Genomic DNA, 24,957 nt, shown 5'->3' with positions numbered 1-24,957 from the left:
GGCGCGTGAAATGCGTGGGCGATCGCGGGCTATGCCGCGTCTTGGCGCTCGTGAAAGCGAACGTAGGTCGTCCGCGAGAAACCCATCAGACGCAGGGTCTGGTTCGGCGACCAGATGACTCCGACCCCGTCCAGCGCGTGAAGCACCCCCGGTTCGTCCAGTTCGAGATAAATGCCCACGTGCGGGTGATCACCGCCTCGGAGAAGTGCGGCGTCGCCGTGGCGAGGGGTGGACACCTGCTCCCACATCCCCGAGGCCAGCTGGGCACCGAAGAGATCGCGCATCGCGTGGCCCATCGGCAGGTCGGGAAGAGGCTTGCCGAAGTACTGTCGCTGACAGTGCAGGAGAAAACCGCGGCAGTCGTAGGTATCCGGGCCGTCGCCGCCTAGCTCGTACCGCTTGCCGATCAATGCCGTGACCTGGTCCGGCGTCATCGCACGAGGCCCGGGAAGTCCGCCGGCTGGTAGAGCCTGTGGGGGAACGCCCAGTTGTTCACATCATCCAGCGAGGCGCTGATCTGCACCTGGAACACGTCGAGACTCACGCCCGTCACGAGCATGGTGATCGGCGGATCCATCTGCGGGCCCGTCAGGTCCGATATCAGGTAGGGCCTATAGATCACCGTGACCTGGGTGGGGTCGCTTGCCGCGGCCTCGAGGTAGCCCACCAGCTCCCTCCCGACGTTGTCCAGCGTGATCTTCAACTCGGGCGTCTTGCCCTCTTCGAACCCGGGTAGCACGAAGTCGAAAGCCATGGCCTGAAACCTGACCTGCTGCCCAGGATTCATCGGCGCCGTCACTTCGAGCACCGCGAAGAGGTCCTCGTAGGCCCGCACGACGCGGGCCGGCGCAGGATGGCCCTCATCGTCGATGAAGGCTGGGTGGTAGATCTCAAGCGTGTCGAGGATCACCTGTTCCACCGGCGCCGATGCGTAGGCCTCCTTCAGCGCCTGCGAATAGTTCGCCATCAGGTCAGGCTCCGGAAGCTCATCGTTTCCAGCTTCAGCGAAACGTCCCAGACGTCGGGCGACTCCGTGCCAGCCGTCGACGGCGCTTCCGTGATGCGCACGCGCACCGCGTTTTTACCCTGCCCGTTGTTGAGCGGCATCATGAACCACGAGACGCCGGCGTTGAGATCGTTCCAGAAGAACGACTCCCACGTAGCAAGCTGCGCCGTGGACAGCCGAATGCGTGCCGTGACGTTAGTTGGCACACTGACGAAGCGGCGCCGTTGACGTGCCGAGCCGCTGTCCATCTTCGTTCGGGCGAATGGGTCGATAGGCTGGTAGCCGTACCCATCGCCGACGCGCGCGGCTGGCAGGGAGGCCGGATAGATCGGATCAGCCAAGGTTCTGCCCCTTATTCAGGCCGTAGCGACTGCCGAGAGCGGCGGACATCGGTCCCTGCCCCCGAGCCACGTTGCCGGCGATCTTCTGCTCAATCGAGTCGATCAGGATGTCGAGCTGGCGGCCCCCTCCCGGCCCCTTACTTTCGCGCGCTGTCGCCTGCACCTTGTCGCCTTGATTGTTGATGACGTTCACCACGAGGCCGCCACCGGCAGCGACCCCGGCGCCGCCCGCGCTGCCGCTTCCTGCGGGCGTGACATGGCCGTCCTGACCCGACAGAAGGTAGGTTCGCCCACCGGAGTGATAGAGCTCTGGGCCGCGCTCTGCGACTTCGTAGAGCGTGCCGCCCGAGGTCGGGCCGCCAGCTGCGCGGCCGCCGCCAAAGCTGAAGCCGCCGCTGTACTGCCCGGTGTTGTAGGTGTTGCCGAGGTACGACGTGTCGCCGCCGAGGGACTGGACCGAGCCGCCGGAGCCACCGAAATAGGCACCGATGGCCTGCGACGCATACTGCAGCAACGTGTTGGTCGCGGCCTTCGCCTGCATGCGCGCCAGGTCGGCAATGATCGAGTTCGCGAGGTCTGTGAAACTGAGCTTACCGGTCTGGACGAATGTGGTCAGCGCATCCTCCAGCCCGCTGAAGGCGTTCGAGAACGCCTGCTGTGTCTGGCCCGCAATGTCGTTCGCCGAGGACGCATAGTCCTCCAGCGCCGCGATCGCGCCGTTGCGCCAGTCGCCCTCGGCCTCAAGCCGCTGCTGCACCCCCGCGCGGTAGATCGCCAGCTCCTGCAGCTGGCTCGCCTGCATGCGCGCGATGTCGCTGTTGTACGCATCGGAGCCGACCGAACCGGCCGTGCCGGGGGCCAGCCGCCCGGCCTCCTTGTCGTACTGCTGCCGCTGCCGGTCGTACTCCTGACGGATGCGCAGCTCGTCCTGCAGCTGCTGGGTGAGCTCGCGGCCATGGCCGACGCTGGCCGTGGCGATGGCATTCGCCTCGTTCTGCCGCTGGATACGCGCGGCGAGCTGATCCTGAAGCGCGGTGCTGCGCGCAAGCGCCGCGGCCTTCTGCTTCTCCAGTTCGATCGACTTAGCGTCTTCGGCGTTCGCCTGCGCCTGGGCGAGCATGCGCGCCTTCAGCGCGGCACTGGCATGGTTGTAGGCGTCGTTCGTGCCGCCGAGGATGTCCTGAAGGGTCTTCTCGGCGGGCGTGAGCTGACGCGTAACGCCGAGCTGGGCCTGCAGCTCGTTGTGGGTCTGCAGCAGCGACTGGTTGAGCGAGTCGGCTTGCTGCTTCCACTGCCGCGCCTGGTTCGTTGCCTCGGTCGCGGCCTTCTTCGCCGCATCAGCCGCGTCGAGCCGCTTCGCAGCCTCCAGGTACGGCGCATAGTCCTGGTCGAGTGTGGAACGTGCGCCGGCCTGCTGGCCCGCGGGTAGCTTCGCCACGTCCTTCAGGCGCTGCTGGTACTGGTACGCGGCCTTCTGGGCGTTGTTCATCCCGTCCGTGGCGGCCTTGTCCGTCAGCTCCTTCGCCCCGGTCTGGAACGTCTGCAGGCCCGCGCGCAGGCTCGCCAACGCGGCGTCGGCGGATGCGATGCCCTTATCGGCGCCCGACGAGAGGTCGAACACGACATCCAGCAGCGATTTGCCGTTAGCCAGCTCGGCGAGAGCGTTCTTGACGTCACCGATGGACGGCGCCAGCACGCCCGACATCTTGTTGCCGAGCGCGTCGACCGCGGCGGATGCCGGACCTAGCTGGGACTGCAGCTTCTGGATGCGGTCGTTGACGCCGTCCAGCTCGCGCTGGTCGAAGAGGTTCGCGAAGGCGCCGCCGGCCGTGCCGCCGCTACGGCTGGCGATGCGCGCGCGGATCGCTTCCGCCTGCGCCTGCAGCTCGGCGAGTGCCGACCGCTGATCGGCGATGGCAGCGGATTCCTGCTTGTACAGCTCGATGCCCTGCTTGAAGGTCATCGAACCATCGACGGCGACGAAGGCCTTGGCGGCCAGCTCGGCCTCTTCGCGAACCTGCTGGATCGACTTGGCGAGCTCGTCAGTTTCCTTGCGATAATCCTCCGAGCGCTTCTGCGTGTCGTAGATGGCGTAGCCCACGGCGCCGATGGCGGCCACCGCAGCACCCCACGGCCCACCGACCAGCCCGAGCGCGAAGTTACCGAGTGCCGCGCCACCGCGCTGCGCGATGCCGAGTGCACCCGTGGCCGCAAGCTGACGCTCGGCGGCGACCTGCGCCTCCGTGGCCACCGTTGCCGCGCCACGCGCGCGGAATAGCGCGCCCTCCAGCGCGATCTTCTGCTCGGTAAGGGCAGCCGCGCCCGCCGACGTGGCGTTGTACTGGGCCTGCGCGCGCGTCAGGTTGGTCTGCGCGACCGTGGCCTGCGCGAGCGCGTCGCGCTCGGCGCGGATGTTTGCCGAAAGGGTCGCCGCGGTGCGCTGGTGGTTCAGCGTGGCCTGCGCCGCCTCGTTCTCGGCCACGGCCTTCTGAAACGCTGCCTGAGCCGCCTCACGCTGCGCGACGGCCTGCTGCTTCGCCGTCGTCACGCCGGCAAGGGCCGCCTCGTTCTGGCGGATCTCGGCAGCCGCGGCCGTGCTGTTCGCCTGCGCGAGTTCCACGGCGGCAACGGCGGCTGCGCGCGCGGCACGCTGCTGGTCGATGAGGCTCGATGCGCCACCCGCCGCCTGGCTGAGACCACCGCCGGCAAGGCGCGAAAGCACGATGCCGCCGGTGATTCCGGCGATGTTCGCAAGGTTTTCGAGGTTGTGCGCGACCAGGTCGATGCTGCCGATTGCGGCGTCGCTAAAAAGCCCACCAGACAGGTCGGTCTTGAGCTTGAACCACTCGGTCGACAGCCGGTTGATCGAGGCATTGAGGCCGCCCGCAGCCTGTTCGGCACCGCGACCCGTGTCGTTCAGCGCCTGCACCAGCGCGGGCAGAAATCGCTGGACGGTGATGTCGCCCGACTGGAGCAGCTGGTCGAACGACTTCCCGGCGAGATCCGTGCCCTTGACCATTTCCATGACGGCCGCCTGGAACCGCGGCACGACCCCGGGAACGGCATCGCCGAGTTGCTGCCGAAGCTCTTCAGCCTGAATCTTCCCCTTGCCGAAGATCTGGCTCAGCGCCGTGATCGCGCGGCCGGTCTGCTCGGACGACAGGTGCAGCACGGTCGAAGAGCGCGCGAGCGCGTCGAACAGCGCCGTTTGCTCGCGCATGGTCACGCCGTTCGCGCTCGCGGCGGCCGACATCGATGAGAAGCCGAGCGCCGAAGACTGAAGATCAAGGCCCAGCTGCTCGGCGGTGGCGGCGACAGCCTTGTAGGCGGCATCGGCGGCGGTTCCCGAGCCCGTCGCGCTGAGCAGCGAGTAGTGGATCTGCTGGGCCGCCTTCTGGGCGTCCAGCAGGTTCGACACGCCCGCCTTGACCGCTTCGAAGCCGATGAAGCCCGCGGCGGCCTTGTTGAGCGTGACCAGGCTGTCAGCCGTGGCTATCACGTCGCCACGGATGGCGGCCAGCGACTGATTGGCCTGCCGCTGGCCCGCGACCATTTCGGCGCGGAAGCTGGCACTCGAACCGACGAGATCGGCCCGGATTTGCGCGATGGTCGCCAAGGTCAGATCTCGTCGGGGTACTTACGGATGAGGCAGCCGGCGAAAGGGATAGGCTCGTCGTCCACCTTCACGCTGCCGGCGATCGCCGACATGTGGACAATGCGGGCCAGCATCTTTTCGAGGCCGGGTGAAATGGGGTGAAGCTCGCTGTACGCGATCAGCTCCGACAGCTCGCTCGAAGTGAGCTGCCGGAGCAGGATCGACGGGTGAGCTACGCCGAAGCGCTCGCAGAGGTCGAAGAGCCGCCGGCGCTCGGGGCGGCGTCGGAGTTTCCCTCCAGCTCCTTCATGTCGTCGGCGCTGATGGCGTTGAGCTTGCGCGCCTTGTTGAAGAGCTTCTGCATCGTCGAGGCCGCGAGGCTGCCGAGCGCGGCAACCTCGTCATCCTTGAAGAGGCGGCGGCCGGTCTCGTCGACCAGCGAGCGCACGACCAGGCGGGCGCGCGCATGCTTCGGGTTGAACTTCGCGCCGGCGCCATCGGCAAGCACGATGATCTGCTCGGCTTCCCACTGGTCGCGGTCGCTCGCCGACAGCTCCTGCAAGCGGACCGAGCCGCCCCACTCCTTCACCTCGACGTCTTCGAACTTCTTCCGGTCGTTGGCGAGGATCTGGTCCTTCGTGAGCAGCTTCCCATCACGGCGTCTCCGGCGCGGTCCAGACGATGTTGCGCGGGCGGACCGTGAACTGGCCGGTCTCGACGGTGTTCGCCGCCCCGCCGACCTGCCAGCCGCCGACCTCGCTCTCGAAGGTCATCACCTCGCCCTGCCCCGTCGTCATGCGGAAGAAAAGCGTCGGGCGCGGGCGCTCGAACGAGGCGTCGCGCGCCATGTTCTGGCCTTCATCGTCGACCACGCGCTGGAACGGGATGTTGAGGTCGCCCACGTCGTCGAGACCGGCGATGTACTCCTTCGTGTTGCTGTCGTAGTTCGTGGCGTCGAGGAACTGCGCCGAGCCCGTCGACAGCGGCACGTCACTGGTCTGGCCGATCTTCGTCCACGGGCCGCTCGTGCCGCCCGTCTCGCTCACCTCGACCTTGCGGAACTGGGTGCTCTTGGCCTTGTTGACTGCCATGGTGGTCTCCAAAAAAGGAAGCCGCCGAAATGGCGGCTTCGAAGTACCGGCATGGCCGGCGTGGTCCCGCGGTCGCGGTGGTTATTCCCAGGCTTCGACGTCGAACGAAGCCCGGTGCAATTTCGTGTCCGACTCGTAGTCGGACGGGTTGTCCGTGATCTGCCCGACTGTCAGCCCGGCGTACAGCGCTGCGCGCGCCTGGTCGGCAAGGCGCCGCGCCGTCGGGTAGTCGAGCGCCCAGACGTCGACCTGCACGCGCACACGCGTTGCACCCAGGCCGTCACCGTCATAGGTCGGCTCATCGCTGCCCGAAACGCGCTGATAGGTGATGCGCGGCAGGGTCGTTACACCTTGTGGCGTAATCGTTGGGAACGTCGGCGCGAGGTCCTTCAATGCGCCGTGGAGAGCAGTTTCGACGCTCATCGCTTCGCGGCCTCCGCCTCGATTGCGGCTAGCGTGATCTGCCGCATGATCTCGACTGCCTCCCGTGCCTTCGCCTCTGTTGCCGGGCGCAGGAACGGGTATGCTGGCATCTTCGAGGTGCCCAGCTCGAGGAATCGGCCCACGTAGTTCGTCGTCACTGAGTAGGTGATGTCCTGCCCCTGCTGGCCGCCGCTCTTCGTCTTCGTGGCCTTGGCCGTAGCACCGGTTTTCTTCCGCACGCGGCGGCGGGCTTCGGCCAAGACGACGTTGGTGCCCGCACGCAGGCCCTTCGACAGCGAGCGGCGCGCGCCGGCACCGCCGAGATCGGTGAGCCGGCGCTCAAGGTCCGCCAGCCCCGCGATCTCCAGTTCGAGGTCAGCCACTGCTGGCCCCAGACGTGCAGATCACCGCCATTTCGCTACGGTCGTTGCTGATGCCGACGTTCTTGATGTCGTAGATGACGCCGTCGTGATCGCCGCCGACGCCTACCAGACGCATCGACGCATCGAGTGCGCGTGGTCGCATGTCCCACTGGACCTGCACGGGCGCGACGGTCATGCCGCTCGCAACGGCTTCGGCCGTCGCACGCAGAGTGTTCTTTCGGCGGGCCCAGACCGTCGCTGTCGGCGTCCACTGGGGTCCGCCGACCGGACCGCCGTATTCGGGATCGGTCGCCTGGACCAACACGTCAATCCGGAGGCGGTGCCTCATTTCGCCGGCAGGGATCGCCACGCTTAGACCCCTAGGCCTACGCGATAAGGCTGCAACAGCGTGCGCGATCCGAGTGGAAGCGCGCCGGACTCGCGGTCCTTAAACAGCTGGCCGACTCGCAGCAGGATCGCGGCACGAATGGCGTCGTTCACGACCATAGGATCATCGCCCGCCGTACCCGCCAGCACCGCGGCCGCCAAGTCCTCCGGGGTTGCGAAGACGCCGCGGTTGAGGAACTCGAGCGCGTCGATGACGGCAGCGCCAACGTAGACGCTGATGTCCTCATCGGCGTCGGCGCGAATGTGCGCCCTCGCCTGGTCCATGGTGACCAGCGGTGTATCAGCCATAGATTGCTGCCTGAAGGGCTTCGACGACCGTAGAGCGGGCCTTTTCGCCCTTTGCCTGCTCGGCCTCGAGTGCGTCGGCCAGCAGCGTCTGATCGGCACCCTCGATCGCGGCAATCACCTCCGCAGCCTTCCGGTCGATGAACTCGGCACCGGACGTGCTCGCGACGGGCTTGGAAGCCTTCGCAGCCACGTGCGAGCCGTCGAGAAGTCTGCGCGTCTGCAGCTCACGCCGGTGCAGCTCGGTTGTCTCGAACTCCGTCTGCGGCCTGCCCTCGAACAGAACAGGACGCAGGGTCTTCACCTTCACTTTGTCGTTCATGCGCTTCTCCGTTGGAGGGGCCGGGTGGCCCCTCCCTCAGGGTGAGAGATCAGCCACCACCGCCCGCCACGGCGGCGGTGAGCGAGCCGTAGATGAACGCCTCGGGGCGCTTGACGGCCAGCGCCACGCGCTCTTCGCAGCGGATGGTGATCATGTTCTTCTCGAAGTCGTCGTTGTTCTCGGTCGAGATCACGACGTTGGCGTCTTCGCGGTCGAACAGCTGCGCGCCGTAGGCGAACGAGCCCGTGAGGAACTTGCCCTGGAACGAGGCGATCTCGGTTTCGACGACCGGCAGGTTCCACAGGCGCGGCGTGGTCGAGCTCTGGGGATTGCCGATGATGTAGCGGCCCAGCGAGTCCTTCTGAAGCTCGATGCGCGCCCAGTCGATGAAGTGCAGGACGTGGCCGGTCGCCGGGATGCGGGCCAGCTGCGCCTGGAGCATCGCCAGGCGGAGGTCGTCGATCGCCGTGTGGTTGTCCAGCTCGAACGCCGGATCGAAGGCCGAGGCCTGCGGCACGATACCGTGCAGGTGGGCGCCCGTGCCATCACCGAACAGGATCTCACCTTCTTCGGCGTACTTCAGGCCGAAACGCATTTCCACATCGACCGTGCTCTGCAGCTGCTGGAAGTCGTCCATGATCTGCTTCGACGCCTTGAACAGGTGGGCGATCGTGGCGACGGGGGTGATCTTCGTCGCGAACTGGATCGACGACTCGGCCTTCTTCGCCCCCTCGACCTGCACGGCGGCGTTGTTCGTGAAGCCGGTCATCTGGACCCAGAAGATCGCCGGCGAGGTCGTGCGGCCCGGCGCGATCAGGTCGCGAATGAAGAGACGCTGCTTCGGCATCGCGTCGATGCCGGGCAGGCGCTGCGGCTCCACCACGCCCTCGGCGACGCCCGAGCTCAGGAGCGCCGCGTTCACCGGGAAGCTGGCCCGGAAGTTTTCCTTCGAGTTGATGCGAGCCTGCACGTCCTTGAGGCCCTGCTCGCTCTCGACCAGCTGCTGGCCCCAGCTCTTCGGCTTCGCGGCGCCACTGGCCTGTTCGGGGATGCGCGCGATGGTCTGCTCGACTTCGCCCAGTTCCGCACGAAGCTTTTCCTGCGTTTCGCGGAGGCCATTGAACTCGCTCGCGATCTTGTCGACGACGTCCTTCGTCGCCGCCGACAGGCTGCCAGCGTTCTTGGCCTCCTTGATCGCGTCCTCGGCCTTGCGGCTGAATTCCTCGCTGGAGGCGTTGAGCTTCTTGGTCACGTCGTTCAGGAGCTGAACGATCTCGTTGCTACCATCTGCCATGTTCGTATCTCCGATTAAATGGCGGCTGCCAGGCGGAGTCGCGCGAGGGCGACACCGAGACCGGCGTGGGTGTTGGCCTCATCGGCCGGTGAGTCGGCAGCGTCACGCGTGCCCGGTCCAGCAGCGCCAGGCATGCCAGACTTGATTTCGTTGAGGAGCTTCCGGCGTTCGCTACGCGGCATGCCGGTCTTCGCCAGCGCGAGGTCGAGACGATGCGCTGCGGCGCGCGTAGCGGAAGCGGTCGAGGACGATTCCGCCACGTCCTCGGCGTCGAGGAGACTGTCCGCGAAACCCTTCGCCACGGCATCGCTGCCGCCGATCCACGTTTCCTTGTCCATCATCGTCTGCACGGCCTTCGTGTCCTGCCCGGTACGGGCCACGTACACGTCGGCCATGGCCGCATCGAATGGCTCGAGGTAGTCGGCGGCTTCACGGAGGTCGTTTCGGTTGCCTATGGCGACGATCCACGCGTTGTGGATCATGAAGAACGATGGGCGACCGATCTGAATGGTGTCGCCTGCCATGGCGATGATCGAGGCCGCCGACGCTGCCATGCCGAGGATCTTCACCGTCACCTCGCCTTTGTGGGCACGGAGCATGTTGTAGATGGCGATACCTTCGAACATGTCCCCGCCGGGCGAGTTGATGTTCACCGTCACGGGATTGTTGGCGCCGATCGAACGCAGAGCGGCGGCTATGCGGTTGGATGTGACGCCGTCGCCCCAGTAATCCGCACCGATCACGTCGAGGATCGAGATCGAGCTTTCCTCGTCGTCAGCGGCGGCGCGGATGGACGGGTTCCATCGCTCCAGCGCGAGGGGCGACAAGTCGCACTGGATGCCCGAGCGTGCGCGGGCCTCCGGAATGCCCGGAAGTCGGTTCTGCTTCATCCAATGGTCCTCGGCTATGCGGCCTTAGCGGCCTTTTCGTGGTTGTCGTCCTGGCCAAGCCAGGACATCAGCGCAGCGCGGGCGCGGGCGCCGTCGGCCGGCACCTTGCCCAGCTGGTCTAGAGGAATAAGGTTCGACTGCACCGTCAGCACGTCGCCACCAGGAACGGGCGGTAGGTTCTCCAGTCGGCGCACGTCGTTGCGGCTCATCCAGCCGTTCTGGAGGGCATGAATATAAAACTGGGCTCGACCAGCGCTGTCGGCCCGCAGGAGGCCTTCCACGCTGAATTCGGCGTAGTACTCGTCGTTCGCGGCACCGAGCAGGCAGCGCTGGATCTCCTGTTCGATGTTTTCCAGCATCGGGGCCAGGGAGTGGACGAGAAACAGAAGGTTCATGCCTTCGACGCTCGATGCCCACGAGCTCTGCTTGTCCGTGTGCCCGACCATGTACGGCGGCACCTTGAACCAGCGGCAGATTTCCTCAACGTTGAACCGCCGCGTCTCCAGCATCTGCGCGGCCTCGGGGTCCATGCTGATGCCCTGATACTTGAGGCCTGCCTCGAGCACCATCAGCTTGCCGGCGTTCTTGCTGCCAGCGAAGGTGTTCAGGCTCTTGCGCAGCTCTTCACGCTGGCCCGGCTTTAGCGTTCCGGCCTCGTGGGTGAGCACGCCCGAGGTCTGCATGCCGTTCGCGAAGACCGCACCCGCCGCCTCATCGGCGGCCATCGCCGATCCCAAAACGTCACGCCCATACTTCAGCGGATCCGAACCACACACACCATCGAGGCCGAAGCCCCGGATGTGCATCATGTCGTCTTCGGCGATCTTCCTCGGCTGCTTGCCCGGCTCACTGAACGTGTACTCGAGGGCACCGCTATCGAGGCGTTTGACGGTCACACACTGGGGCAAGAGCGGGACCAGCGAAACAATCTTGCGGCCCACCCGAACCTTCTCCACGAATGCGTTGTGGCGAAGGCACAGGGACGCGACCAACATCAGCATGAAGCGAAACGGCGTCATTTCCTTGTTCGGGGACTGACACAGGATGCGGAACAGCTCGTGATTCCGCGCCAGCTCTCGCGATCCGTCGGGCAGGCGACGGTAGAGCTTCAACGGCAACGAAGGCACCGTTTCAGATACGAGGCGCACGCATGCCCAGACTGTCGAAAGCTGCATAGCGCTCTGCGCAGACACGCTCTTTCCGCTCTTCGAGCTGCCGAACCACTCCTGCCAGAACTCTGTCGACGTCAGCTGAATCGGGATCCCGAGCCAGTTGATCAGGGCCGATTTGACCAGACCGGGCTTCTTTTCGGCCATCAGACGCCCACCATGATCGGGTTGCTTACGAAGCCGTCAATGTCGCCGCGGCCTTCGGGATTGAGCGACATCAGGGACGCCGCATTGAACAGAGCCATCAGCGGGTCGATCTTCGCCGAGCCGCTGGCCTGCTTCGTGATGTTGATCGCGTTGCTGGTGACGACGATGCGCGCGTTGCCGACGCACCAGTTCATCATCGGCTGACCGCCGTGGGTGATCGTTCCCTCCGCGAGCTTCCGCTCAACGGTCTTGATCGCGCCGCCCAGCTTCCAGCCTTGGCTGACGCCGACGACTTTCTCCTTCGGAACGCCGGCATATTCCAGCGCGTCGAGGATGCCGCCGAGTCCGGCGGGGTCGACCCCGACCATGTCGAGGAGGCCCGCCTCTTCGATCTGAGCCACGAAGCCAGCGACTTGGTCGACGTCGTCGCCGATCTGGTCAACCAGGACAAGGTGGCCCTGCTTCTCGAAGTCGCGAAGCGCTGGAGCCACCTCCTTACGCCGCTCCAGCACAGACGGATGGGCCCACGCCCGCGTCCACACCATCCACTGCTTCGTGTCGCGGTGACGTCCGATGGCCGACAGGCCCAGAAGGTCGTCCAGGCCACCGCCGTCGATGCCGACGTCGATCACCTCGCAATCGCGAAGCAAGTCAGCCAAGCCGACCGGTGCCGAACGCCGCTCCCAGAAGTCAGCGCCCGCCCAGCGATCCGAACGGAGCGCCAAGCCGATCTCGACGTTGAGGTGCTTGGCGAGAAAGCCGCGCATCGACTCTTCGCCGTCGTTTTCGGCCTTGCGAAACTCGCGCTCGAGGAACTCCTTGTCCACGGAATACCCCATGTTGGGGTTCACCATGTGGAAGTTCTCGGGCTTCCGGTGCTCTCCGCGCTTGATCATGTCCGGCGGGAACTCGTAGATGATCGGCACGAAGCGTGGATCCACGACTTTCCCGTCGCGCACGTCGCGCGCGTACTGCAGCTTCTGCCTGAACACACCGGCAGGCGGGTCGTCCGCTTGCGTGGTCAGGTAGATGATGAAGCCTTCGGGACGGGAAGCCAGGCCGCCCGTCGCCTCTCGAAGCATGTTCTCCGCGTTGTGCTGCTTACCCAGCAGCCATATCTCGTCCACAAGCGTGCCGACGGACTTCTTTCCGCCGACGGTGTTGTTGTCCGCCGCCACCACCTTGAGGGTGGCACCATTACCGCGGTGCGTGATGGTCTTCACGTGCGTCTGCACGTGCATCAGGTCTTCCAGGCGCTCGTCGTACTGCACCATGTCGCGCGCCGGCGAGAAGCTGTTGCCAGCGATCTCGATGGTCGGCGCGAGAATCGTAAATTCGGCGGAGTGCCGCCAGTTCAGCACCAGCGACGCCATCATGATGGCCGCCGCGATGCTGGACTTCGAATTCTTCTTCGGGACGCAGACGAACCATTCCGTGATCAGCCGGCGCCCCGTTTCGACGTCGTAAGCGCCGAAAATCGATGCCGCAAGGTCGAACACCCACGGGGCGCAAGACTCTTCGATCGTCGGCGATCCGGGTACGTCCACCAGCCGAAGCTGCCGGAACACCGCGAGGCCGCGCTCTGCTTCCGCCGGGAAGATCGGCGGCGGAATGATCGACTTGCCTGCGCGCAACCGGTCCGCCCAGTCGACGCACGCGGTGCTCCACTCCATACGCTCAGTTCACCCGCGAGGTGCGTGGCGGCGGGGGCGTCGAGGCAAACGATCCACCCGCGTTCGCCGCGGCGTCTCGCTTCGCGTCCTTCTTCCCTTTCTCGCCCATCTTTCCATGGACATACGGAGCGGCGGCGACGGCCATGCGATCGCGACGGTCAGCCTCCGCGTTTCGGTTGTTCATCACGTCGAGCATGTAGTCCAGGGGTGAGAGTTTGGCCGGAAGGACTTCGCCGTCGAACACCGGATCGTCCGGGCGCGGTCCCGGCGGTATCGCGGCGACCTTTCGACCGGTCGTCCTTGCGCTCTTCGTCTTCTTCGTGTCCGCCTTCGGTGCGGACGCTTTCTTACCCGGCTTCGTGCTGCCCTTCGGTCGGCCAGCACCCGGGCGGGAGCCACCTCGCGGCATGCATCACCTCGGTGCGCCGGATCGGGCTCGAAGCCTTGCGCGGCGCGGGTTGTTTGATTTCCGACCCCTGCTGCAATTAATCAAACAGGGGAAATTTTCCGTGCGTGAGTGGACAGTCGGTTTCCGGGCCGAATCGGCCCAGACTTTCGACCCGCCCCCACGCTCGGCGACAAGAATCATTCGCGTTCAGCCTCGCCCGGTCGTCGGGCTGCCTCGATGCGACTCATTCGCGTTCATGCCGATCGACTGAGGTCGACCTGCGTCTTTCGGTGGTGGCACCCATCCGGCCCGCTGCACAGCACCTGGCAGTTCTCGTCCACGTCTGCCCCGCCATTGAGCAGGGCCACCTTGTGGTCGAGCTCGAACTCGTGCATCGCGACCAGGCGACCGCAGTCAGCGCAGCGTGGGTCCTGGGACCATATACGCAGGCGACGTTCCTGCAGCGCCCTGCCCGTCATGCGCCGATCTGCCGTGCGCTGAGGTGCAGGCTGCCTGCTGGGCGCCATCGCCACTCGGCTACCGATGGTCTTCAGTCGCGGCACGTTCGTTGATCAGGGCTTGCTGGAGCGCGTCACGCTGGGCTTGGCACTGGCCGACGGCTCGAAGAATTCGTCCGACACCATCTGCACGTAGTCGGTCTCCTCCATCAGGGCGCTGTCCACCGGCGGAAGCCGACACTGCAGCAGCGGTGGTGACTTGGCAGGTTGCCCACTGGTCGCGCAGCCGGCGATTGCCAGCAACGAGATCATCCACAGTCCTCTTGCTGGCGCTCTCGGCATCGGCCTTGCCCTTCTGGTAGCTCTCGGCTGCGGAATGAATACCAGCAGCCTGATTCTGTTCGTGGGCGCGTTGTGCGGCTTCGGCCTGGGCCGACGCCAGGGCAAGGCCCGTCTGGTCCGCGGCTCGGTCGAGCTTCACCTCGTTCACGTCAGCGCGCGCCGACTGGCTGCGGACGTAGGTGCCAGCGCCGAAACCGGCACCGAACAGCACCAGCGCGATCGCCGCCTTCACCCAGGTGCTCATGATCCACCGCCCTCGCTCGACTTCGGGCGGGTGAGCCGGAAGTCGGTGCTCTGGTTCGTCCCGAAGAAGTAGGCGGTCAGCATGCCGATGGCGTTGAGCAGTCCACCGATGATGAGGTTGAACGTGTCTTTGTTCGCCGGCGGGATAGGCACGTAGATCAACGCCCAGATGCAAATGAACAACATCAGGAGAAGGATGAGCGCGACGCCACCCTGAAGGGTCTTGGCTTCGCGTATCCGGGTGCGGCCGGTGCCGGTTACCATCAGTGCGTCCAGGCGATCGGCACGAGACCCGTGCGCATCATCCTCGCCAACTCGAGCATGCGGCGGCGCTCGTCATTTGCGGTCGCGCGCTCCGGCCACCTGGTCATAAGCAAAACATCCTGGGCGTCATCCCAGCGAGACAGACTGATGGCATCCCACAATTCCCGGCACTGCATCAGCGCCGGCGTCCCGATGACCATGGCAACGTGCGCCAGCACGGCTAGGCGAACCGAGCCGAGTTGCGGATAGATCGCCGTGCGCGGGCGCAGCGAGCGAACGAAACGGCGGATGTCATGCCCTAACAGGTTGGTCATTTCGGCCTTGCTCACGGCACGCGTCGAGGCGATACGCTCGAACGAGGTAATGCCGCGGTCTTCGACCGATTCCATGGCGCCAAGGAATGGGGCGTATGCGCTGATGTGCTGGAGCGCAACCTCGGTGGCATACGCCTCAGTGGCTTCAACGCGCTCGTGTGCCATGGCAACTTCGTCTTCCGGTACGATCACTTGACACCTAGCTCGAACTTGGCCCGCTCCCAGCGAAGGGTGCGGTCCTCCAGGCCGGTCAGGCCGCCGTTGATACGGCGCGTTAGCGCCACGAAATCGCGCTCGTCGGCGATCTCGTTGCACCCGTGGGCCTTCCACCACCAGCCAGCAGTGAGGGCCGCGTAGTCCTCGCGCTCGAGCAGGGCGGGGCTATGCACGAAATCGACGCCGAACTCCTTCGACGTGGCGGCGTAGTTCGCGCGGCCGGTGATCATGATCAGCCCGCGACCCCGGAAGCGCTCGCCATCACCACGCTGGGTGTTTCCAGGTCAGCGCGGCCTTCGTAGCGGGCCTGGGCCGGCGTCGGGCCCCAGATCTCGCGCGTGCGCGAGAAGCTGAGCGACTCGTGCCCGACCTGGGCGATGAACATCGCCATGCGCCAGTCGAATTCGATGTCGTACAAGTGCATAGCCGTGGAGAGCGGCTCAGCCCACACCCTGGCGCGCGGCAGCGAGATACCTGCCACCTTGCTCAGCGTCTGCGGTTCCATCGTTTCTCCGAAGAAGGTGGTCGCCGCGCCGAGGGGTAGCGGCGCGGCGACCGTTGCGCCCGCGGGAGGTCGGGCACAAACGGTGCGTCACATGGAATCGGATTCCACTTCGGACGCTATAACGACGAAGCCCCCGCGTTTCGGCGGCGGCTTCTTATGTGGTTTCGACCGCGTATTTGCTCAGGGCGGCCGAAGAGGCAGGAGCATTGTAGAGATCGAACTGTATGGCCGGGAATCATACAATTACGCAGCGCGGGGCTGCCTGCGGAGAATCTCGTCAAGGACGCTTTCAATCCACTTCCACTGATGCACCGGCGTGCCGTCGTTGTGGCGCTTGCCAGTGTCTTCCCATCGGCCGAATGGCTGGCCGGCAGCCGTGGGATGCCACGACTTCTTGCCTCGTCCCGATCGCTCCGAAGTATGCAGGCCTATCTGCTCCAGAAGAGCATTCGCACGCTGGGCGCTGGCAAGGCCAATCTCGCTCGCGATGTCCGTTGCGGTCAGCAGCCGCTCCTGGATAGTAGAAGCGATGCTCGTCATCCCGATGAGCGCGAGCGGGTTCTCACCCGTGCGCCGCGCCGTTGCGTTCGCCGCTGCAATCACTGCTGCGGAGCCGGTGAGGCCAGCAACCTGGGCGATGTCGTGCAGGGCGCGGAAATCGTCGGCCACCGGCGCCAAGCGAGCCTGACCCACAGAATAGGTTCCCGTGCGGCGGATGGTCGGCAGCACCTCCTCGAACACCCAGGCCTCGAACTTCTCAGCGGCTGGCAGATTGCTGTTGACGATCAGGCGCAGGACGTTCGCCTCGTTCAGCACCCTCGCCTCCTGTGTCCGGCCGAGGCTATCGAGGATGGGGTGGTGTTTCGCCACCCCACGGCAGTGCTGCTTGATTGCGTTCGTGGTATCTGCGTAGCCCAGCGCAGTAGCTACGTCTCTGCCGACGAACCATGGCTCGCCGTCGATCTCGACCACGCGAATAGGCGCGACGCCGAACTGGAACGGGATGAGAGCGCTCATGCCACGGCCCTCCGCCCAAGGAACGGCGCGGCGATGTCCAGGCGCTCGTCTTCCGGCAACAGCGAGAAGAGCTCGTCGCGGGCGTCGGCAAGATCGGTGATCACGATGCTTTGCCTTACCCCGTCCGCGCGCAGAATGGTCGCCTGCCAGTGCACCGTCGCGACCTGGCCGACCAGCGTGCCCGGCGGAACCATTTCGACGAGGTGCACCACACGCGGGTCTTCGGGCTCTGGGTAGTCCCGGAACGGTGAGCGGCCGAAGCCAAGCTGACGCACCAGCGCCGGCGTCATGAGCCAGCCGTTGGCGGTCGTCTTCACGCCGGTGATGGCCTTGACCTCCGCCGCCTCCGACTCGGCGAGCATGACGTAGCGGTCGATGTCAGGGTCGTAGGCCCGGACAAGGTGCTCTTGCGCATTGACAGCGCCAGCCATATGATTCTTCATGAAATTTCCTGACAAGGGTGATTTCCATTGAAAGCCCCGGCGCCGCAAACGCTGGGGCTTTCGCTTATAGGTGGCATCTGAAGCATTGCCCTCCTTATGCCGCACGTATTCCGACACTGCGGCGACCGGAACCATGCGTCGCCGACCGTCCTTGTAGCTCTTCAAGGTTCCGGCCTTCACTGCTGCGAAGGCGCGGGTCCGGGATATTCCAAGGGCCTCGGCTGCCTCCACCACCGTGTATGCCACTCGGGTGACACCATCCATTGCGCTCTCCAGTTTTTTCACACTGCGAAACCTATCGGAACTGTATGGACTGGAATACGCGGTGTCAATAGTTTTTGTAAACTGCGCTCTCGGGAGGTAACGATGACCACAATCAAAAAGCCACCAGGTCGGCCGAAGAAGTCGACGAGCGAGCAGCTTGAGCAGTTCAGCATCCGGTTGACCCCTCGGCTTAAGCTCGGCCTTGAGATGCTCGCAAAGGTGCAAGGGCGATCGCTCAGCCAGGCCGTCGAATGGGCTATTAAAGTCGGGCTGAATACGCAGCGCCTGCCGCCAAACGACAAGTACATGTTCCTCGGCGAGTTGCTCGATGACCTAGCTGGCCGAGATGAATTCAAGCGCCTTCTCACCCTGTACCTTTACGCTCCCTCGCTTCTTTCGTTTGAAGAGGCGGCCGCAATGCAGTTGGTCAACGAATCGTACGAATGGAACTTGGCATGCGATGCTGACCACAAAGGCGACGACGGCGATACGCATCGCAAGAGATATTACGACTATGCCGAGAAGCACTGGCCTGCCATAAAAGCGGAGGCAGCCCGTAAAGCCGATAACGGCGAATCGCTGACGAACGGCTTCATCGGCTTACTGACGGGCGATCACTTCGAGGTATAGACGTCCATCAACGAAGTCTCCGGAAAAGTTCCGACTCCGCCTCGGCGAGATGCGCACGGCATACATCCATGAGCCAGTCGTAGGCAGGCTTCCAGCTCTGGATGAAAGTCGCACGAGTCTTGCCGAGCCTCTTCGCGCGCCAGGTAGAACCGTACTGAACCACGCCGCTGCCAAGGCACCTATCGCACGTCTTCGGCTGGCCGACGCGGTCGCGTAACTCGCGGCCGCGACACTCGGGGCACTGCCTCGGGTGAACCAGTTCCTCGATCACGGCCAGCCTGATCGCCTCGTAGGGTCCCGCGAACGTGAGCGGCTCGTTCTTCACGACGATTTGCGGCCATCGCGCCATGTGGGCCGCGCTGTAGGCCGCCGTGGCGCGCTGCTTGTCGCGGGGCTCAGCCGTTGCGACCTGGCAGAGAGCGCGAAACATGCCCTGCTCGCGATCGTTGTGCTCTCGCAGTTGGACAACCGTGAGGAGTTCAAGCAGGCGCTTTCGATTGCGCTTGGCGGCATCTGGCCAGTTCACCGCCAGCAACAGTTCGAGCCCGAGGCCCGCCGGAACCATGCCGAGCGCTGCGGCGATGTCCTGCGCGGTCAATGCTGGTACGCCGCCGCCGGCGCCGATGTCGAATCGCACGTTCGCCGCGTTGAGCCGCGCCATTCGGCGGGCGAGGATTTCAGTAGGTTCGAAGGTCAGCATGGTGATTCCTGGCACATGGCGTTAGAGGCGGCGGCGGGCATCGCGCTCGATCTCGGACCGTCGGTCGAGATACGCGCGTCGGGGGTCCACAGGGGCGTCCGGAGGCTTCGTGCGACGTCGACCTTCGTAGAACACGGCCCGGATCTGCGCCGCGAGTTGGAGCACGACCAGGCTCAGGCAGATGAAGGAGCCGATGCTCACGCGGCCGCCCCACAGTCGGTTTTCCATTGCTGGACCAAGTCCTCGGCGATGTCTCCTGCCGTCGAATCAGGCGCGTAGGTGCCGACGCAACGGTCGGAGTACTGGCGCAGCATTGCCTTGCTGAACAGGTGTTCCGCAGGCGTCGCATACACCTGCCTATCGAGGTCCATCGACACGAGCGTGCGGCCCTCACGGGTAACGACGAGGCGCGCAAGCTGCGCGATGTGGCTTGCGTTCATGGCACCGATCGCCAATGTGCCGATGGGCTCCAGGATGTGGCGCGCGTTCATGGCGTCTCCATGGTGAGAAGGGTCTCTTGCAGTTCGAGGAGCTCTTGGTCGGAGCCGTACATCGCGTGGAAAGGCTTCGAGCCGTGCGCGAGGCTGGGGCCGAAAATCTCCGTCGCCTGGGCGTCGGTCATGGCTTCGTACGGCTTCACACCCCTGTGATGCCAAGCACAGGCGGCCAGCGTGGCGTCGTGGCCGATGCGGCGGCCGCCCCTCAGCACGTGGTGCGCATCACAGCCGCCGAAGTAGGCTGTCGCCCTGCCCTGCTGGCGGTTGATCCAGCAGCAGATGCATTCGCCGTGCTTCAGCCGGTCGATGCGCTCGGCCTGCGCCTTGGTCGGCTTGCCGGTGCTGCGGCCGCTCCTGAACCACCTGCCTCGGGCAAGGCCAGCGCGTGCGACGAGGCACGTGCGGCGCGTGAGAGGTTTTCCGCGCTTCATGCCGCACGTTCCCGGCCGAGCAACTCGTCGTTCCAGTCGGTGTCAGGATGGTCGGGGATGCGCACGTCGCACTGGAGACGGAACGGTGGTGCGGCCAGGCGCCGCGCGCACTCGTAGGCCGCCGCCTGCCCAACGTAGCTGCTGTCGTTGTCGGCGAAGATCGTGACGCGCTCCGTGCCCGTCGGCGGGACGAAAGTCTCCAGCCCGTTCGCGTTGAGAACACTCCACACAGGCAGGCCACTTATCATGTGCGCCGCGATCGCCGTTTCGATGCCTTCGGCGACGCCGAGATGGGGCCCGGCGCGGTAAAGGCGCACGGCGCCACCGTTGATCGTGCGCACAGGGGTGAGAACCTTCCGCGGCGAGGGGACCGCCGCCTTCCGTGCTCCGTCAAGGAAGGTCCGGTGATAGGTTTCCGGCTTCCCGTCAGGACCGACCACGAGCGCCACCATCACGTCGAACTCGCCTCGACAGTCCCCCCTGTCCTGGTAGTACTTCTCCCGGACCTGCTTCAACGTCGGCGGGCATTCGAGGCCCCGGGCGGCGAGATACTCCCGCACTGCCGGACCCGCGGCTCTGGCCTTTTCGCGGATCCGGTTGAGCCGGCCGCGGGGATCTTGGCGCTCCTTTGCGGGTGCCGGCTGCGCGTGGCCCGCAACGCGCTCGACTTCCCTGCATGCCTCCGCGTAGCTCCAGCCCTTGCAGCACATCAGAAGCGCCAGCCCACCTTTGTCGCCTTCGCTGCAGGTGCAGAAGAAGTTCCCACTGCCGTTCCGGTCAGCGAACCGGAACCGGTCCGTGCCCTCCCCTCCATTCGGGCACGGGTGGTGCTTCCCATCGAGCACCTTCCCGTCAACGCCGAGGGAGGCCAGGATCGCCGGCCATTTGCCTTGCGCCAGGTCGCGAGCCTTCATGCGCGCACCTCGGCCATGCTGATCAGTTCAGCCTTGTGGCGGGCGATCGCCTCGATAACTGCCGGCGGTAGCTCGCGCCGACGCGTCACGAATAGCTTCCCGTCGACAGCGCTGATCCTTGAGCCCAGCGAGCCAATGACCATCAGAAGCGCCAGGGGCGAGATGTTTTCGGGTGTGACCGTGCTCAAGCGGCCTTCCTCCGATGCTTATGCCTGATCTGCGCGGCCTGGATACGGTTCATCACCTCCCGGCTCGGTTCCGCCGGCTGCGTACGCGAGAAGTCCTGCGTGGGCCATGCGCCAGTGATGTCCTTGTAGATTGCCAACGCCATCTTTCTCGCGATCTCGCGTTCGCCGCGGCGCTTCAGGGCGTACCCGCAGACCATCGGCCAGAGCGTGTTGGTGAGTTCCTTCTTGTGGCCGCCAGCGATCATCTCCTTCAGCGTTCCGGGCACATGCTTCACGGCTTGCCGGCGAGGGTAGGCATGGCCGCAGTGCGGGCATTCAGCGGCAGGGAAATGCAGCGCACGGCATTGCGGGCATTTAACTGCGTCCGCCATCTTCTTCTTGGGCGCCTTGCGCGCGGCCTTCTTCCCGGTGTCGAGTTCGTGGATTCCCTCGTCGAAGAAGGCCTCGCAGTCCTGGAAAAACCGCGCGCAGTTCCCGCTGTGGTCCAGCACGATGCAGTCCGTCTTGCCCTCCGCGATGCGCAGGCCGCGGCCCAGCAACTGGATGTGCTCGGCCAGTGACTTGCGCAGGGGGCGCGCCATGATCACGCACGACACGTCCGGAACGTCGAACCCACGCGAGGCGGCGGTCACCGTGATGAGGCCACGCAGTTCGCTGTTCGGCTTGCGGAATTCACGCGTGGTGTCGGCGCGGTCCTCCTCGCGGTCCTTGAAGGTGTAGGTGGCGACGTTGATGCCCGCCTCGCGGAATTGCTTGGCGAGTGCGTCCACGTGCTTCGTGTCGACCGCCGAGCAGATGAACTTCCTACCCTCGCCGTGCTTCAAGTACTCCGCGACGACGTCACCCACTACCTCCAGGGCTTTCTTGCTTGTCTCTGCCTCGTCCCACTCGCCGGTCTTCTTCACGGTGACGCAGGACATGTCCGGCGCCGCGCAGCTGAACATGCGGTAGGGCGCCAGTCAGCCAGCGGCGATGAGCTCTCGCGTCGTGATGACGTTAATCACCGCGTCGAACCACTTGCCAAGGCCACGTGTGAACGGGGTCGCGGTCAGGCCGACGACGATCGATTCCCCTGCGTCCAGGCGCTTCTTGTGGGCCGTGTGGAGGACATGCGCCTCATCGAAGATATCGACGTTCGTCTCAGGCCATCGACCGCGGCGGGAGAGCGTCTGGATGCTGCACAGCTGGAGCGGGTATGCCGGCGCCCAGCGCGGGTGTCCGCCCTGGATGACGCCGTGGTCAAGGCCGTACCTGTCGAACGTATCGCTCGTCTGCTCGATGAGGCTGAGCCGGTCCACGACGAAGCTGGCCCGATTGTGCTTCTCGCGCACCATCTCCATGAGCGCGGAGCCCAAGACGGTCTTGCCGCTGCCGGTGGGCGCGACGACCAGGATGCGCTTCGCACCCTGACGGATGGCCTCCCGCGCCTTATCGAAGGCGGCGGCCTGATAAGGGCGCAGGTCTACCTTCACGCGGCAGCCCTCGCCTGCTTGACCGCCAATTCCACGGCGCGTGCGATCTTCGCCGGGTCTTCCTCGCCGACTGCCGCGCCGCACCGCATCAGCTGGTTCTTCGTCCACCGCTCGCGCTTCTGGCTGGCGGCCGCCGAATCCATCGCCTGGGCCTGTTGCCGTTCGGCGTTTTCGGCGATGCGCTTCCACTTGATCGCTTCCGCGGCGAGGTCGTTCGCCTCGGCGACACGGAGCAGCTCGACCAGGCGCGCGTTCTCCTCCTGAAGTTCGTGGAGAAGCTCGGCGTCGTCGGTGACCAGCGCTTCGTCCTGCCCCTCCACTTGAACGAGGTCGGGGGCGATATCCGCTGGCACGTAGGCGATGACCCCGTCGAGCTCGGGCACCTGTTCGGCCTCACCTGCCTGCGTCACGGCTGCGGGCGAAGACTCCAGTACGGGCGGCGTGGATGCAGGCTGGGCGGGCGCCGCGGCAGTTGCCAGAGTGGAATCGGATTCCACCTTTCGCGCGCTCGAAGCGTCCCTGTGTGCCTGCTGCTGCTCGGCTCGCTGGGGATTCCGAAGCGCGGCCACGAACGGGTGGGATACGCCGCAGGCGTCCGCGATCTGGCGGTCGCTCCACTGGCCCCACTCCTTGTCGGCGAGCAACGTGCGGACCGCGCAGCGCTTGTCAGCGTTCGACCGGCGAAGCCCATGCGCGGCGTTCGCGCCCACAGAGTGCAGGATGGCGTCGCGCTTCGTGCCCACCCGAACGTCCGCCTCAATCTGGATCGCGCCCGCCCTGCGGTGCGCGTGAAAGCGGTGGAAGCCGTCGGCCAACCAAAACTTCTTGCCGTCCTGGAACACCGTCACCGGCGGCAGGTCGGTGGCCGCCTTGATGGTCTCTGCGTATTCGGCGACCACGTCTTCATTGAGCGCGGCCCGCGACTGCGTACCGCCTCCGATCTGAATTTTTTCGAGGGGAAGGGTCTGTCGGTTCATCGTGATTATCGGTTCTTCGATCGGTTGCGCTTCGCGCGGTGCCATTCGCGGGTGGCAGAGCGCCCGTCACCATCGACAGGGCAAAGCCAGGGGAGAAATTCGGTTTCGCTTTGGCGGCTCGGGTCGAACCACCAGCGTTTGCTGAGCGCATCCCAGCGGGCGCCGACCCGCTTGACCTTGAAGCGCTCGTCGAACGGGACGGTGAGAAAGCGCGCTGTCGCCGGCGGCGACTCTGATTCACGCGGCGTAGCCTTCGCGGCGCGCTCGGCACTCAGCTCGCGCATGCCTGCGCGGAATTTCTTCAACGCCCGCCGAAACGGCCTTTTCGAGTTCTTGCTCACGCGCGCCCTATACCCTGTAGGTAAGTCACTTATTCGCTCTGTCCTGCCGCTGGGCTTTGCTTTTGGGGGTTCCGAAAGCATCCCTACGGCCGTTGCCGAGGGAGCTTCGGAAGGTGCCCTTCGCAGCAGGCAGACTGTCCGGCGCGCATCTATGTTCGAGTCGTGCCCTATGCGTGCTACGGGGCACCCAGCTGTTTCAGACTCATCCCATCGGTAGCTGGCTGTGAGGTGCGACGCCGACGGTTACCCCAACCGCCGCACCCGATGTTTCGGACGCGGCGCTACGCCTCGCGCAGGTCGATGTGGTAGAACGCAAAGGTGATCACGCGTGCAGGTGCCAGCCCGTGGCAGAACGCCCACATCGCGGCGCGCTTGATGGCGCGGCGCCAGCACGGCGGGTGGAATCGGATTCCACTGAATCGACTCATGCGGCAGCTCCGACAGGGGTGGTGAAGTTGCGGACGGTGGCCTCAACCTCGGCGTTGGCCTGCCCTGCCGCGCGCCGCTTGGCTACAATGTGCGCCAGCTCATCAGCGTCGATGACGCCGTCTTGAAGCGCCTGAATCACTGCGGCGATCAACTCGCTGCTCGTGCGTTGGGCCTGCAGTAGCTGTTCGGCCAGGGAAAGGTCGCTCGCGCCAGCACCGTGGCCGTCGCGAACGAGCTGGAATCCGAAGTGCGCAGCCATGGCGCGGATCGCGACATGCGGATCGGGCACGTTGGCGGATTCAGCCTGCTCGGTGATTTCGATCAGGTCCATCACGCCGAGGTGGTGCGTGTCGTTCGTGCGAGACACACGGTTCCGAAGGACGTTGGGGCTTGTTCCCATCGCCGCGGCCATGCCGGCATAGCTGCCTGGGAACGCCAGCACGAGGCGTTTGGCGGCATCGATTACGTTCATTGAGCGCTCCGGGCGAACGTGTTTTCGAGTGAGCGTCCCGATACCTTGGCGCCATCGAAACAGGGGAAGGTCATGGAATCGAACGTCATCTCACTGCTCCGCGCTCGCCGACGTTTCGGACATCGCGTCGATCGAAGGAGCTTTCTTCCACCCGCAGGACACTGCGCGGCGATTCTTCAGTTCCCTGCTCCGCAGGCGCGTGCGGAGCGCCAGCACCGAAGACATCCGGCCGCATCTCGTAGCGCGTCACCTGCCCGCCGGTGACCTCTTCCAGGGCGATGCATCGCTCAGAAGGAATGCGTTTTCGGTTACGCCAGCCGGTGATAGACGGCGACTTGATGCCAAGGCGAGCGGCCAGTTCTTCTTGGCTGCCGAGGATTTCGATGACGCGGTCGAGGGGCGTGGTCATAGCTTGATTTAGCCACGCGCTAAATCTCCCGTCAAGC

Annotated in this window: 38 protein-coding genes; 1 reads left to right on the top strand and 37 read right to left on the bottom strand. The window is 65.2% G+C overall.

Annotation, left to right across the window (positions count from 1 at the left end; all coding sequences use genetic code 11):
- Positions 1 to 29: 29 nt before the first annotated feature.
- From ACQKIE_RS01180 to ACQKIE_RS01065, 24 genes are all read right to left on the bottom strand, one after another.
- Positions 30 to 434, bottom strand: coding sequence for an NlpC/P60 family protein (locus ACQKIE_RS01180; protein ID WP_427455047.1), 405 nt, complete (start codon positions 432 to 434; stop codon positions 30 to 32).
- The gene (locus ACQKIE_RS01175) at positions 431 to 967 is read right to left on the bottom strand and encodes a DUF1833 family protein (RefSeq protein WP_427455046.1); all 537 of its coding nucleotides are present in this window, start codon (positions 965 to 967) and stop codon (positions 431 to 433) included. The genes ACQKIE_RS01180 and ACQKIE_RS01175 overlap by 4 nt, the downstream gene beginning before the upstream one ends.
- Complete coding sequence (locus ACQKIE_RS01170; protein ID WP_427455045.1) at positions 967 to 1,347, bottom strand: hypothetical protein; 381 nt, start codon at positions 1,345 to 1,347, stop codon at positions 967 to 969. Before ACQKIE_RS01170 ends, ACQKIE_RS01175 begins: the two co-directional genes overlap by 1 nt.
- The gene (locus tag ACQKIE_RS01165; protein ID WP_427455044.1) at positions 1,340 to 4,963 is read right to left on the bottom strand and encodes a phage tail tape measure protein; all 3,624 of its coding nucleotides are present in this window, start codon (positions 4,961 to 4,963) and stop codon (positions 1,340 to 1,342) included. Before ACQKIE_RS01165 ends, ACQKIE_RS01170 begins: the two co-directional genes overlap by 8 nt.
- 211 nt (positions 4,964 to 5,174) lie before the next feature.
- A complete protein-coding gene (locus tag ACQKIE_RS01160; protein WP_427455043.1) occupies positions 5,175 to 5,531 on the bottom strand; it encodes a hypothetical protein in 357 nt (118 codons plus the stop codon).
- 64 nt (positions 5,532 to 5,595) lie between these two features.
- Positions 5,596 to 6,033 (bottom strand): hypothetical protein, encoded by a 438-nt coding sequence (locus tag ACQKIE_RS01155; protein WP_427455042.1) that lies wholly within the window; start codon positions 6,031 to 6,033, stop codon positions 5,596 to 5,598.
- A gap of 81 nt (positions 6,034 to 6,114) precedes the next feature.
- A complete protein-coding gene (locus tag ACQKIE_RS01150; protein ID WP_427455041.1) occupies positions 6,115 to 6,456 on the bottom strand; it encodes a DUF3168 domain-containing protein in 342 nt (113 codons plus the stop codon).
- Complete coding sequence (locus tag ACQKIE_RS01145) at positions 6,453 to 6,839, bottom strand: HK97-gp10 family putative phage morphogenesis protein (protein WP_427455040.1); 387 nt, start codon at positions 6,837 to 6,839, stop codon at positions 6,453 to 6,455. The genes ACQKIE_RS01150 and ACQKIE_RS01145 overlap by 4 nt, the downstream gene beginning before the upstream one ends.
- The gene (locus ACQKIE_RS01140) at positions 6,832 to 7,188 is read right to left on the bottom strand and encodes a head-tail adaptor protein (protein WP_427455039.1); all 357 of its coding nucleotides are present in this window, start codon (positions 7,186 to 7,188) and stop codon (positions 6,832 to 6,834) included. The genes ACQKIE_RS01145 and ACQKIE_RS01140 overlap by 8 nt, the downstream gene beginning before the upstream one ends.
- A 2-nt stretch (positions 7,189 to 7,190) precedes the next feature.
- A complete protein-coding gene (locus ACQKIE_RS01135) occupies positions 7,191 to 7,514 on the bottom strand; it encodes a head-tail connector protein (protein ID WP_427455038.1) in 324 nt (107 codons plus the stop codon).
- Complete coding sequence (locus ACQKIE_RS01130) at positions 7,507 to 7,833, bottom strand: hypothetical protein (protein ID WP_427455037.1); 327 nt, start codon at positions 7,831 to 7,833, stop codon at positions 7,507 to 7,509. The genes ACQKIE_RS01135 and ACQKIE_RS01130 overlap by 8 nt, the downstream gene beginning before the upstream one ends.
- A gap of 49 nt (positions 7,834 to 7,882) precedes the next feature.
- Positions 7,883 to 9,127: a phage major capsid protein gene (locus ACQKIE_RS01125; RefSeq protein WP_427455036.1), complete on the bottom strand. Its 1,245-nt coding sequence runs from the start codon at positions 9,125 to 9,127 to the stop codon at positions 7,883 to 7,885.
- Positions 9,128 to 9,141: 14 nt separating this feature from the next.
- Complete coding sequence (locus ACQKIE_RS01120) at positions 9,142 to 10,017, bottom strand: head maturation protease, ClpP-related (RefSeq protein WP_427455035.1); 876 nt, start codon at positions 10,015 to 10,017, stop codon at positions 9,142 to 9,144.
- A 14-nt stretch (positions 10,018 to 10,031) separates the two neighbouring features.
- On the bottom strand, positions 10,032 to 11,333 hold the full coding sequence (locus ACQKIE_RS01115) for a phage portal protein (RefSeq protein WP_427455034.1): 1,302 nt from the start codon (positions 11,331 to 11,333) through the stop codon (positions 10,032 to 10,034).
- Entirely contained in the window at positions 11,333 to 13,006 is a 1,674-nt protein-coding gene (locus ACQKIE_RS01110; RefSeq protein ID WP_427455033.1) for a terminase large subunit, read from the bottom strand. The genes ACQKIE_RS01115 and ACQKIE_RS01110 overlap by 1 nt, the downstream gene beginning before the upstream one ends.
- 4 nt (positions 13,007 to 13,010) lie before the next feature.
- Complete coding sequence (locus ACQKIE_RS01105) at positions 13,011 to 13,415, bottom strand: hypothetical protein (RefSeq protein ID WP_427455032.1); 405 nt, start codon at positions 13,413 to 13,415, stop codon at positions 13,011 to 13,013.
- Positions 13,416 to 13,648: 233 nt separating this feature from the next.
- Positions 13,649 to 13,873 carry an HNH endonuclease gene (locus tag ACQKIE_RS01100; protein WP_427455031.1) on the bottom strand — a complete coding sequence of 75 codons (225 nt, stop codon included), beginning with the start codon at positions 13,871 to 13,873 and terminating at the stop codon, positions 13,649 to 13,651.
- Between the two features lie 58 nt (positions 13,874 to 13,931).
- Positions 13,932 to 14,438, bottom strand: a complete 507-nt coding sequence (locus ACQKIE_RS01095; RefSeq protein ID WP_427455030.1) for a hypothetical protein — start codon at positions 14,436 to 14,438, stop codon at positions 13,932 to 13,934.
- Positions 14,435 to 14,701 carry a hypothetical protein gene (locus ACQKIE_RS01090; protein ID WP_427455029.1) on the bottom strand — a complete coding sequence of 89 codons (267 nt, stop codon included), beginning with the start codon at positions 14,699 to 14,701 and terminating at the stop codon, positions 14,435 to 14,437. The genes ACQKIE_RS01095 and ACQKIE_RS01090 overlap by 4 nt, the downstream gene beginning before the upstream one ends.
- Entirely contained in the window at positions 14,701 to 15,180 is a 480-nt protein-coding gene (locus ACQKIE_RS01085) for a hypothetical protein (protein ID WP_427455028.1), read from the bottom strand. The genes ACQKIE_RS01090 and ACQKIE_RS01085 overlap by 1 nt, the downstream gene beginning before the upstream one ends.
- 23 nt (positions 15,181 to 15,203) lie before the next feature.
- Positions 15,204 to 15,461, bottom strand: coding sequence for a hypothetical protein (locus ACQKIE_RS01080; RefSeq protein ID WP_427455027.1), 258 nt, complete (start codon positions 15,459 to 15,461; stop codon positions 15,204 to 15,206).
- Between the two features lie 2 nt (positions 15,462 to 15,463).
- Positions 15,464 to 15,736: a hypothetical protein gene (locus ACQKIE_RS01075; RefSeq protein ID WP_427455026.1), complete on the bottom strand. Its 273-nt coding sequence runs from the start codon at positions 15,734 to 15,736 to the stop codon at positions 15,464 to 15,466.
- Between the two features lie 243 nt (positions 15,737 to 15,979).
- A complete protein-coding gene (locus tag ACQKIE_RS01070) occupies positions 15,980 to 16,753 on the bottom strand; it encodes a BRO-N domain-containing protein (RefSeq protein WP_427455025.1) in 774 nt (257 codons plus the stop codon).
- Positions 16,750 to 17,481 (bottom strand): helix-turn-helix domain-containing protein, encoded by a 732-nt coding sequence (locus ACQKIE_RS01065; RefSeq protein ID WP_427455024.1) that lies wholly within the window; start codon positions 17,479 to 17,481, stop codon positions 16,750 to 16,752. The genes ACQKIE_RS01070 and ACQKIE_RS01065 overlap by 4 nt, the downstream gene beginning before the upstream one ends.
- A gap of 81 nt (positions 17,482 to 17,562) precedes the next feature.
- On the opposite strand from ACQKIE_RS01065, the gene ACQKIE_RS01060 reads away from it, so the two are divergent.
- Positions 17,563 to 18,090 carry a hypothetical protein gene (locus ACQKIE_RS01060; RefSeq protein ID WP_427455023.1) on the top strand — a complete coding sequence of 176 codons (528 nt, stop codon included), beginning with the start codon at positions 17,563 to 17,565 and terminating at the stop codon, positions 18,088 to 18,090.
- Between the two features lie 7 nt (positions 18,091 to 18,097).
- Here ACQKIE_RS01060 and ACQKIE_RS01055 read toward each other — a convergent pair whose 3' ends face one another.
- From ACQKIE_RS01055 to ACQKIE_RS00995, 13 genes are all read right to left on the bottom strand, one after another.
- Entirely contained in the window at positions 18,098 to 18,790 is a 693-nt protein-coding gene (locus tag ACQKIE_RS01055; protein WP_427455022.1) for a hypothetical protein, read from the bottom strand.
- Positions 18,791 to 18,811: 21 nt separating this feature from the next.
- On the bottom strand, positions 18,812 to 18,991 hold the full coding sequence (locus tag ACQKIE_RS01050) for a hypothetical protein (RefSeq protein WP_427455021.1): 180 nt from the start codon (positions 18,989 to 18,991) through the stop codon (positions 18,812 to 18,814).
- Positions 18,988 to 19,281: a hypothetical protein gene (locus tag ACQKIE_RS01045; protein WP_427455020.1), complete on the bottom strand. Its 294-nt coding sequence runs from the start codon at positions 19,279 to 19,281 to the stop codon at positions 18,988 to 18,990. The genes ACQKIE_RS01050 and ACQKIE_RS01045 overlap by 4 nt, the downstream gene beginning before the upstream one ends.
- Positions 19,278 to 19,718, bottom strand: coding sequence for a Ref family recombination enhancement nuclease (locus tag ACQKIE_RS01040; RefSeq protein ID WP_427455019.1), 441 nt, complete (start codon positions 19,716 to 19,718; stop codon positions 19,278 to 19,280). The genes ACQKIE_RS01045 and ACQKIE_RS01040 overlap by 4 nt, the downstream gene beginning before the upstream one ends.
- Complete coding sequence (locus tag ACQKIE_RS01035) at positions 19,715 to 20,632, bottom strand: DUF7146 domain-containing protein (RefSeq protein ID WP_427455018.1); 918 nt, start codon at positions 20,630 to 20,632, stop codon at positions 19,715 to 19,717. Before ACQKIE_RS01035 ends, ACQKIE_RS01040 begins: the two co-directional genes overlap by 4 nt.
- The gene (locus ACQKIE_RS01030; RefSeq protein WP_427455017.1) at positions 20,629 to 20,820 is read right to left on the bottom strand and encodes a hypothetical protein; all 192 of its coding nucleotides are present in this window, start codon (positions 20,818 to 20,820) and stop codon (positions 20,629 to 20,631) included. Before ACQKIE_RS01030 ends, ACQKIE_RS01035 begins: the two co-directional genes overlap by 4 nt.
- A complete protein-coding gene (locus tag ACQKIE_RS01025) occupies positions 20,817 to 21,740 on the bottom strand; it encodes a DEAD/DEAH box helicase (RefSeq protein WP_427455016.1) in 924 nt (307 codons plus the stop codon). Before ACQKIE_RS01025 ends, ACQKIE_RS01030 begins: the two co-directional genes overlap by 4 nt.
- A gap of 39 nt (positions 21,741 to 21,779) precedes the next feature.
- Complete coding sequence (locus ACQKIE_RS01020) at positions 21,780 to 22,292, bottom strand: DEAD/DEAH box helicase (protein WP_427455015.1); 513 nt, start codon at positions 22,290 to 22,292, stop codon at positions 21,780 to 21,782.
- Entirely contained in the window at positions 22,289 to 23,269 is a 981-nt protein-coding gene (locus tag ACQKIE_RS01015; RefSeq protein WP_427455014.1) for a ParB/RepB/Spo0J family partition protein, read from the bottom strand. Before ACQKIE_RS01015 ends, ACQKIE_RS01020 begins: the two co-directional genes overlap by 4 nt.
- Positions 23,270 to 23,274: 5 nt before the next feature.
- Positions 23,275 to 23,610, bottom strand: coding sequence for a DUF5710 domain-containing protein (locus ACQKIE_RS01010; RefSeq protein ID WP_427455013.1), 336 nt, complete (start codon positions 23,608 to 23,610; stop codon positions 23,275 to 23,277).
- Positions 23,611 to 23,891: 281 nt separating this feature from the next.
- The gene (locus ACQKIE_RS01005) at positions 23,892 to 24,038 is read right to left on the bottom strand and encodes a hypothetical protein (protein WP_427455012.1); all 147 of its coding nucleotides are present in this window, start codon (positions 24,036 to 24,038) and stop codon (positions 23,892 to 23,894) included.
- The gene (locus tag ACQKIE_RS01000; RefSeq protein WP_427455011.1) at positions 24,035 to 24,511 is read right to left on the bottom strand and encodes a phage regulatory CII family protein; all 477 of its coding nucleotides are present in this window, start codon (positions 24,509 to 24,511) and stop codon (positions 24,035 to 24,037) included. The genes ACQKIE_RS01005 and ACQKIE_RS01000 overlap by 4 nt, the downstream gene beginning before the upstream one ends.
- An 85-nt stretch (positions 24,512 to 24,596) precedes the next feature.
- Positions 24,597 to 24,920, bottom strand: coding sequence for a transcriptional regulator (locus tag ACQKIE_RS00995; protein WP_427455010.1), 324 nt, complete (start codon positions 24,918 to 24,920; stop codon positions 24,597 to 24,599).
- Between the last annotated feature and the right edge of the window lie 37 nt (positions 24,921 to 24,957).

Source organism: Luteibacter sp. NPDC031894, assembly GCF_050273135.1.
Lineage (GTDB): Bacteria > Pseudomonadota > Gammaproteobacteria > Xanthomonadales > Rhodanobacteraceae > Luteibacter.
Note: the sequence above shows the minus strand (reverse complement) of the source record. Positions and strands in the feature narration are given on the sequence as shown.

Bases quoted from the DNA above. Each gene is read 5' to 3' on its own strand.
- ACQKIE_RS01060 (WP_427455023.1), top strand. From the start codon at position 17,563: ATGACCACAATCAAAAAGCCACCAGGTCGGCCGAAGAAGTCGACGAGC.
- ACQKIE_RS01130 (WP_427455037.1), bottom strand. From the start codon at position 7,833: ATGAACGACAAAGTGAAGGTGAAGACCCTGCGTCCTGTTCTGTTCGAG.
- ACQKIE_RS01150 (WP_427455041.1), bottom strand. From the start codon at position 6,456: ATGAGCGTCGAAACTGCTCTCCACGGCGCATTGAAGGACCTCGCGCCG.
- ACQKIE_RS01125 (WP_427455036.1), bottom strand. From the start codon at position 9,127: ATGGCAGATGGTAGCAACGAGATCGTTCAGCTCCTGAACGACGTGACC.
- ACQKIE_RS01090 (WP_427455029.1), bottom strand. From the start codon at position 14,701: ATGGTAACCGGCACCGGCCGCACCCGGATACGCGAAGCCAAGACCCTT.
- ACQKIE_RS01120 (WP_427455035.1), bottom strand. From the start codon at position 10,017: ATGAAGCAGAACCGACTTCCGGGCATTCCGGAGGCCCGCGCACGCTCG.
- ACQKIE_RS01175 (WP_427455046.1), bottom strand. From the start codon at position 967: ATGGCGAACTATTCGCAGGCGCTGAAGGAGGCCTACGCATCGGCGCCG.
- ACQKIE_RS01015 (WP_427455014.1), bottom strand. From the start codon at position 23,269: ATGAACCGACAGACCCTTCCCCTCGAAAAAATTCAGATCGGAGGCGGT.
- ACQKIE_RS01085 (WP_427455028.1), bottom strand. From the start codon at position 15,180: ATGGCACACGAGCGCGTTGAAGCCACTGAGGCGTATGCCACCGAGGTT.
- ACQKIE_RS01100 (WP_427455031.1), bottom strand. From the start codon at position 13,873: ATGACGGGCAGGGCGCTGCAGGAACGTCGCCTGCGTATATGGTCCCAG.
- ACQKIE_RS01135 (WP_427455038.1), bottom strand. From the start codon at position 7,514: ATGGCTGATACACCGCTGGTCACCATGGACCAGGCGAGGGCGCACATT.
- ACQKIE_RS01075 (WP_427455026.1), bottom strand. From the start codon at position 15,736: ATGGAACCGCAGACGCTGAGCAAGGTGGCAGGTATCTCGCTGCCGCGC.
- ACQKIE_RS01080 (WP_427455027.1), bottom strand. From the start codon at position 15,461: ATGATCACCGGCCGCGCGAACTACGCCGCCACGTCGAAGGAGTTCGGC.
- ACQKIE_RS01025 (WP_427455016.1), bottom strand. From the start codon at position 21,740: ATGTCCTGCGTCACCGTGAAGAAGACCGGCGAGTGGGACGAGGCAGAG.
- ACQKIE_RS01095 (WP_427455030.1), bottom strand. From the start codon at position 14,438: ATGAGCACCTGGGTGAAGGCGGCGATCGCGCTGGTGCTGTTCGGTGCC.
- ACQKIE_RS01005 (WP_427455012.1), bottom strand. From the start codon at position 24,038: ATGAGTCGATTCAGTGGAATCCGATTCCACCCGCCGTGCTGGCGCCGC.
- ACQKIE_RS01105 (WP_427455032.1), bottom strand. From the start codon at position 13,415: ATGCCGCGAGGTGGCTCCCGCCCGGGTGCTGGCCGACCGAAGGGCAGC.
- ACQKIE_RS01155 (WP_427455042.1), bottom strand. From the start codon at position 6,033: ATGGCAGTCAACAAGGCCAAGAGCACCCAGTTCCGCAAGGTCGAGGTG.
- ACQKIE_RS01070 (WP_427455025.1), bottom strand. From the start codon at position 16,753: ATGAGCGCTCTCATCCCGTTCCAGTTCGGCGTCGCGCCTATTCGCGTG.
- ACQKIE_RS01110 (WP_427455033.1), bottom strand. From the start codon at position 13,006: ATGGAGTGGAGCACCGCGTGCGTCGACTGGGCGGACCGGTTGCGCGCA.
- ACQKIE_RS01000 (WP_427455011.1), bottom strand. From the start codon at position 24,511: ATGAACGTAATCGATGCCGCCAAACGCCTCGTGCTGGCGTTCCCAGGC.
- ACQKIE_RS01045 (WP_427455020.1), bottom strand. From the start codon at position 19,281: ATGAACGCGCGCCACATCCTGGAGCCCATCGGCACATTGGCGATCGGT.
- ACQKIE_RS01035 (WP_427455018.1), bottom strand. From the start codon at position 20,632: ATGAAGGCTCGCGACCTGGCGCAAGGCAAATGGCCGGCGATCCTGGCC.
- ACQKIE_RS00995 (WP_427455010.1), bottom strand. From the start codon at position 24,920: ATGACCACGCCCCTCGACCGCGTCATCGAAATCCTCGGCAGCCAAGAA.
- ACQKIE_RS01040 (WP_427455019.1), bottom strand. From the start codon at position 19,718: ATGAAGCGCGGAAAACCTCTCACGCGCCGCACGTGCCTCGTCGCACGC.
- ACQKIE_RS01180 (WP_427455047.1), bottom strand. From the start codon at position 434: ATGACGCCGGACCAGGTCACGGCATTGATCGGCAAGCGGTACGAGCTA.
- ACQKIE_RS01055 (WP_427455022.1), bottom strand. From the start codon at position 18,790: ATGCTGACCTTCGAACCTACTGAAATCCTCGCCCGCCGAATGGCGCGG.
- ACQKIE_RS01115 (WP_427455034.1), bottom strand. From the start codon at position 11,333: ATGGCCGAAAAGAAGCCCGGTCTGGTCAAATCGGCCCTGATCAACTGG.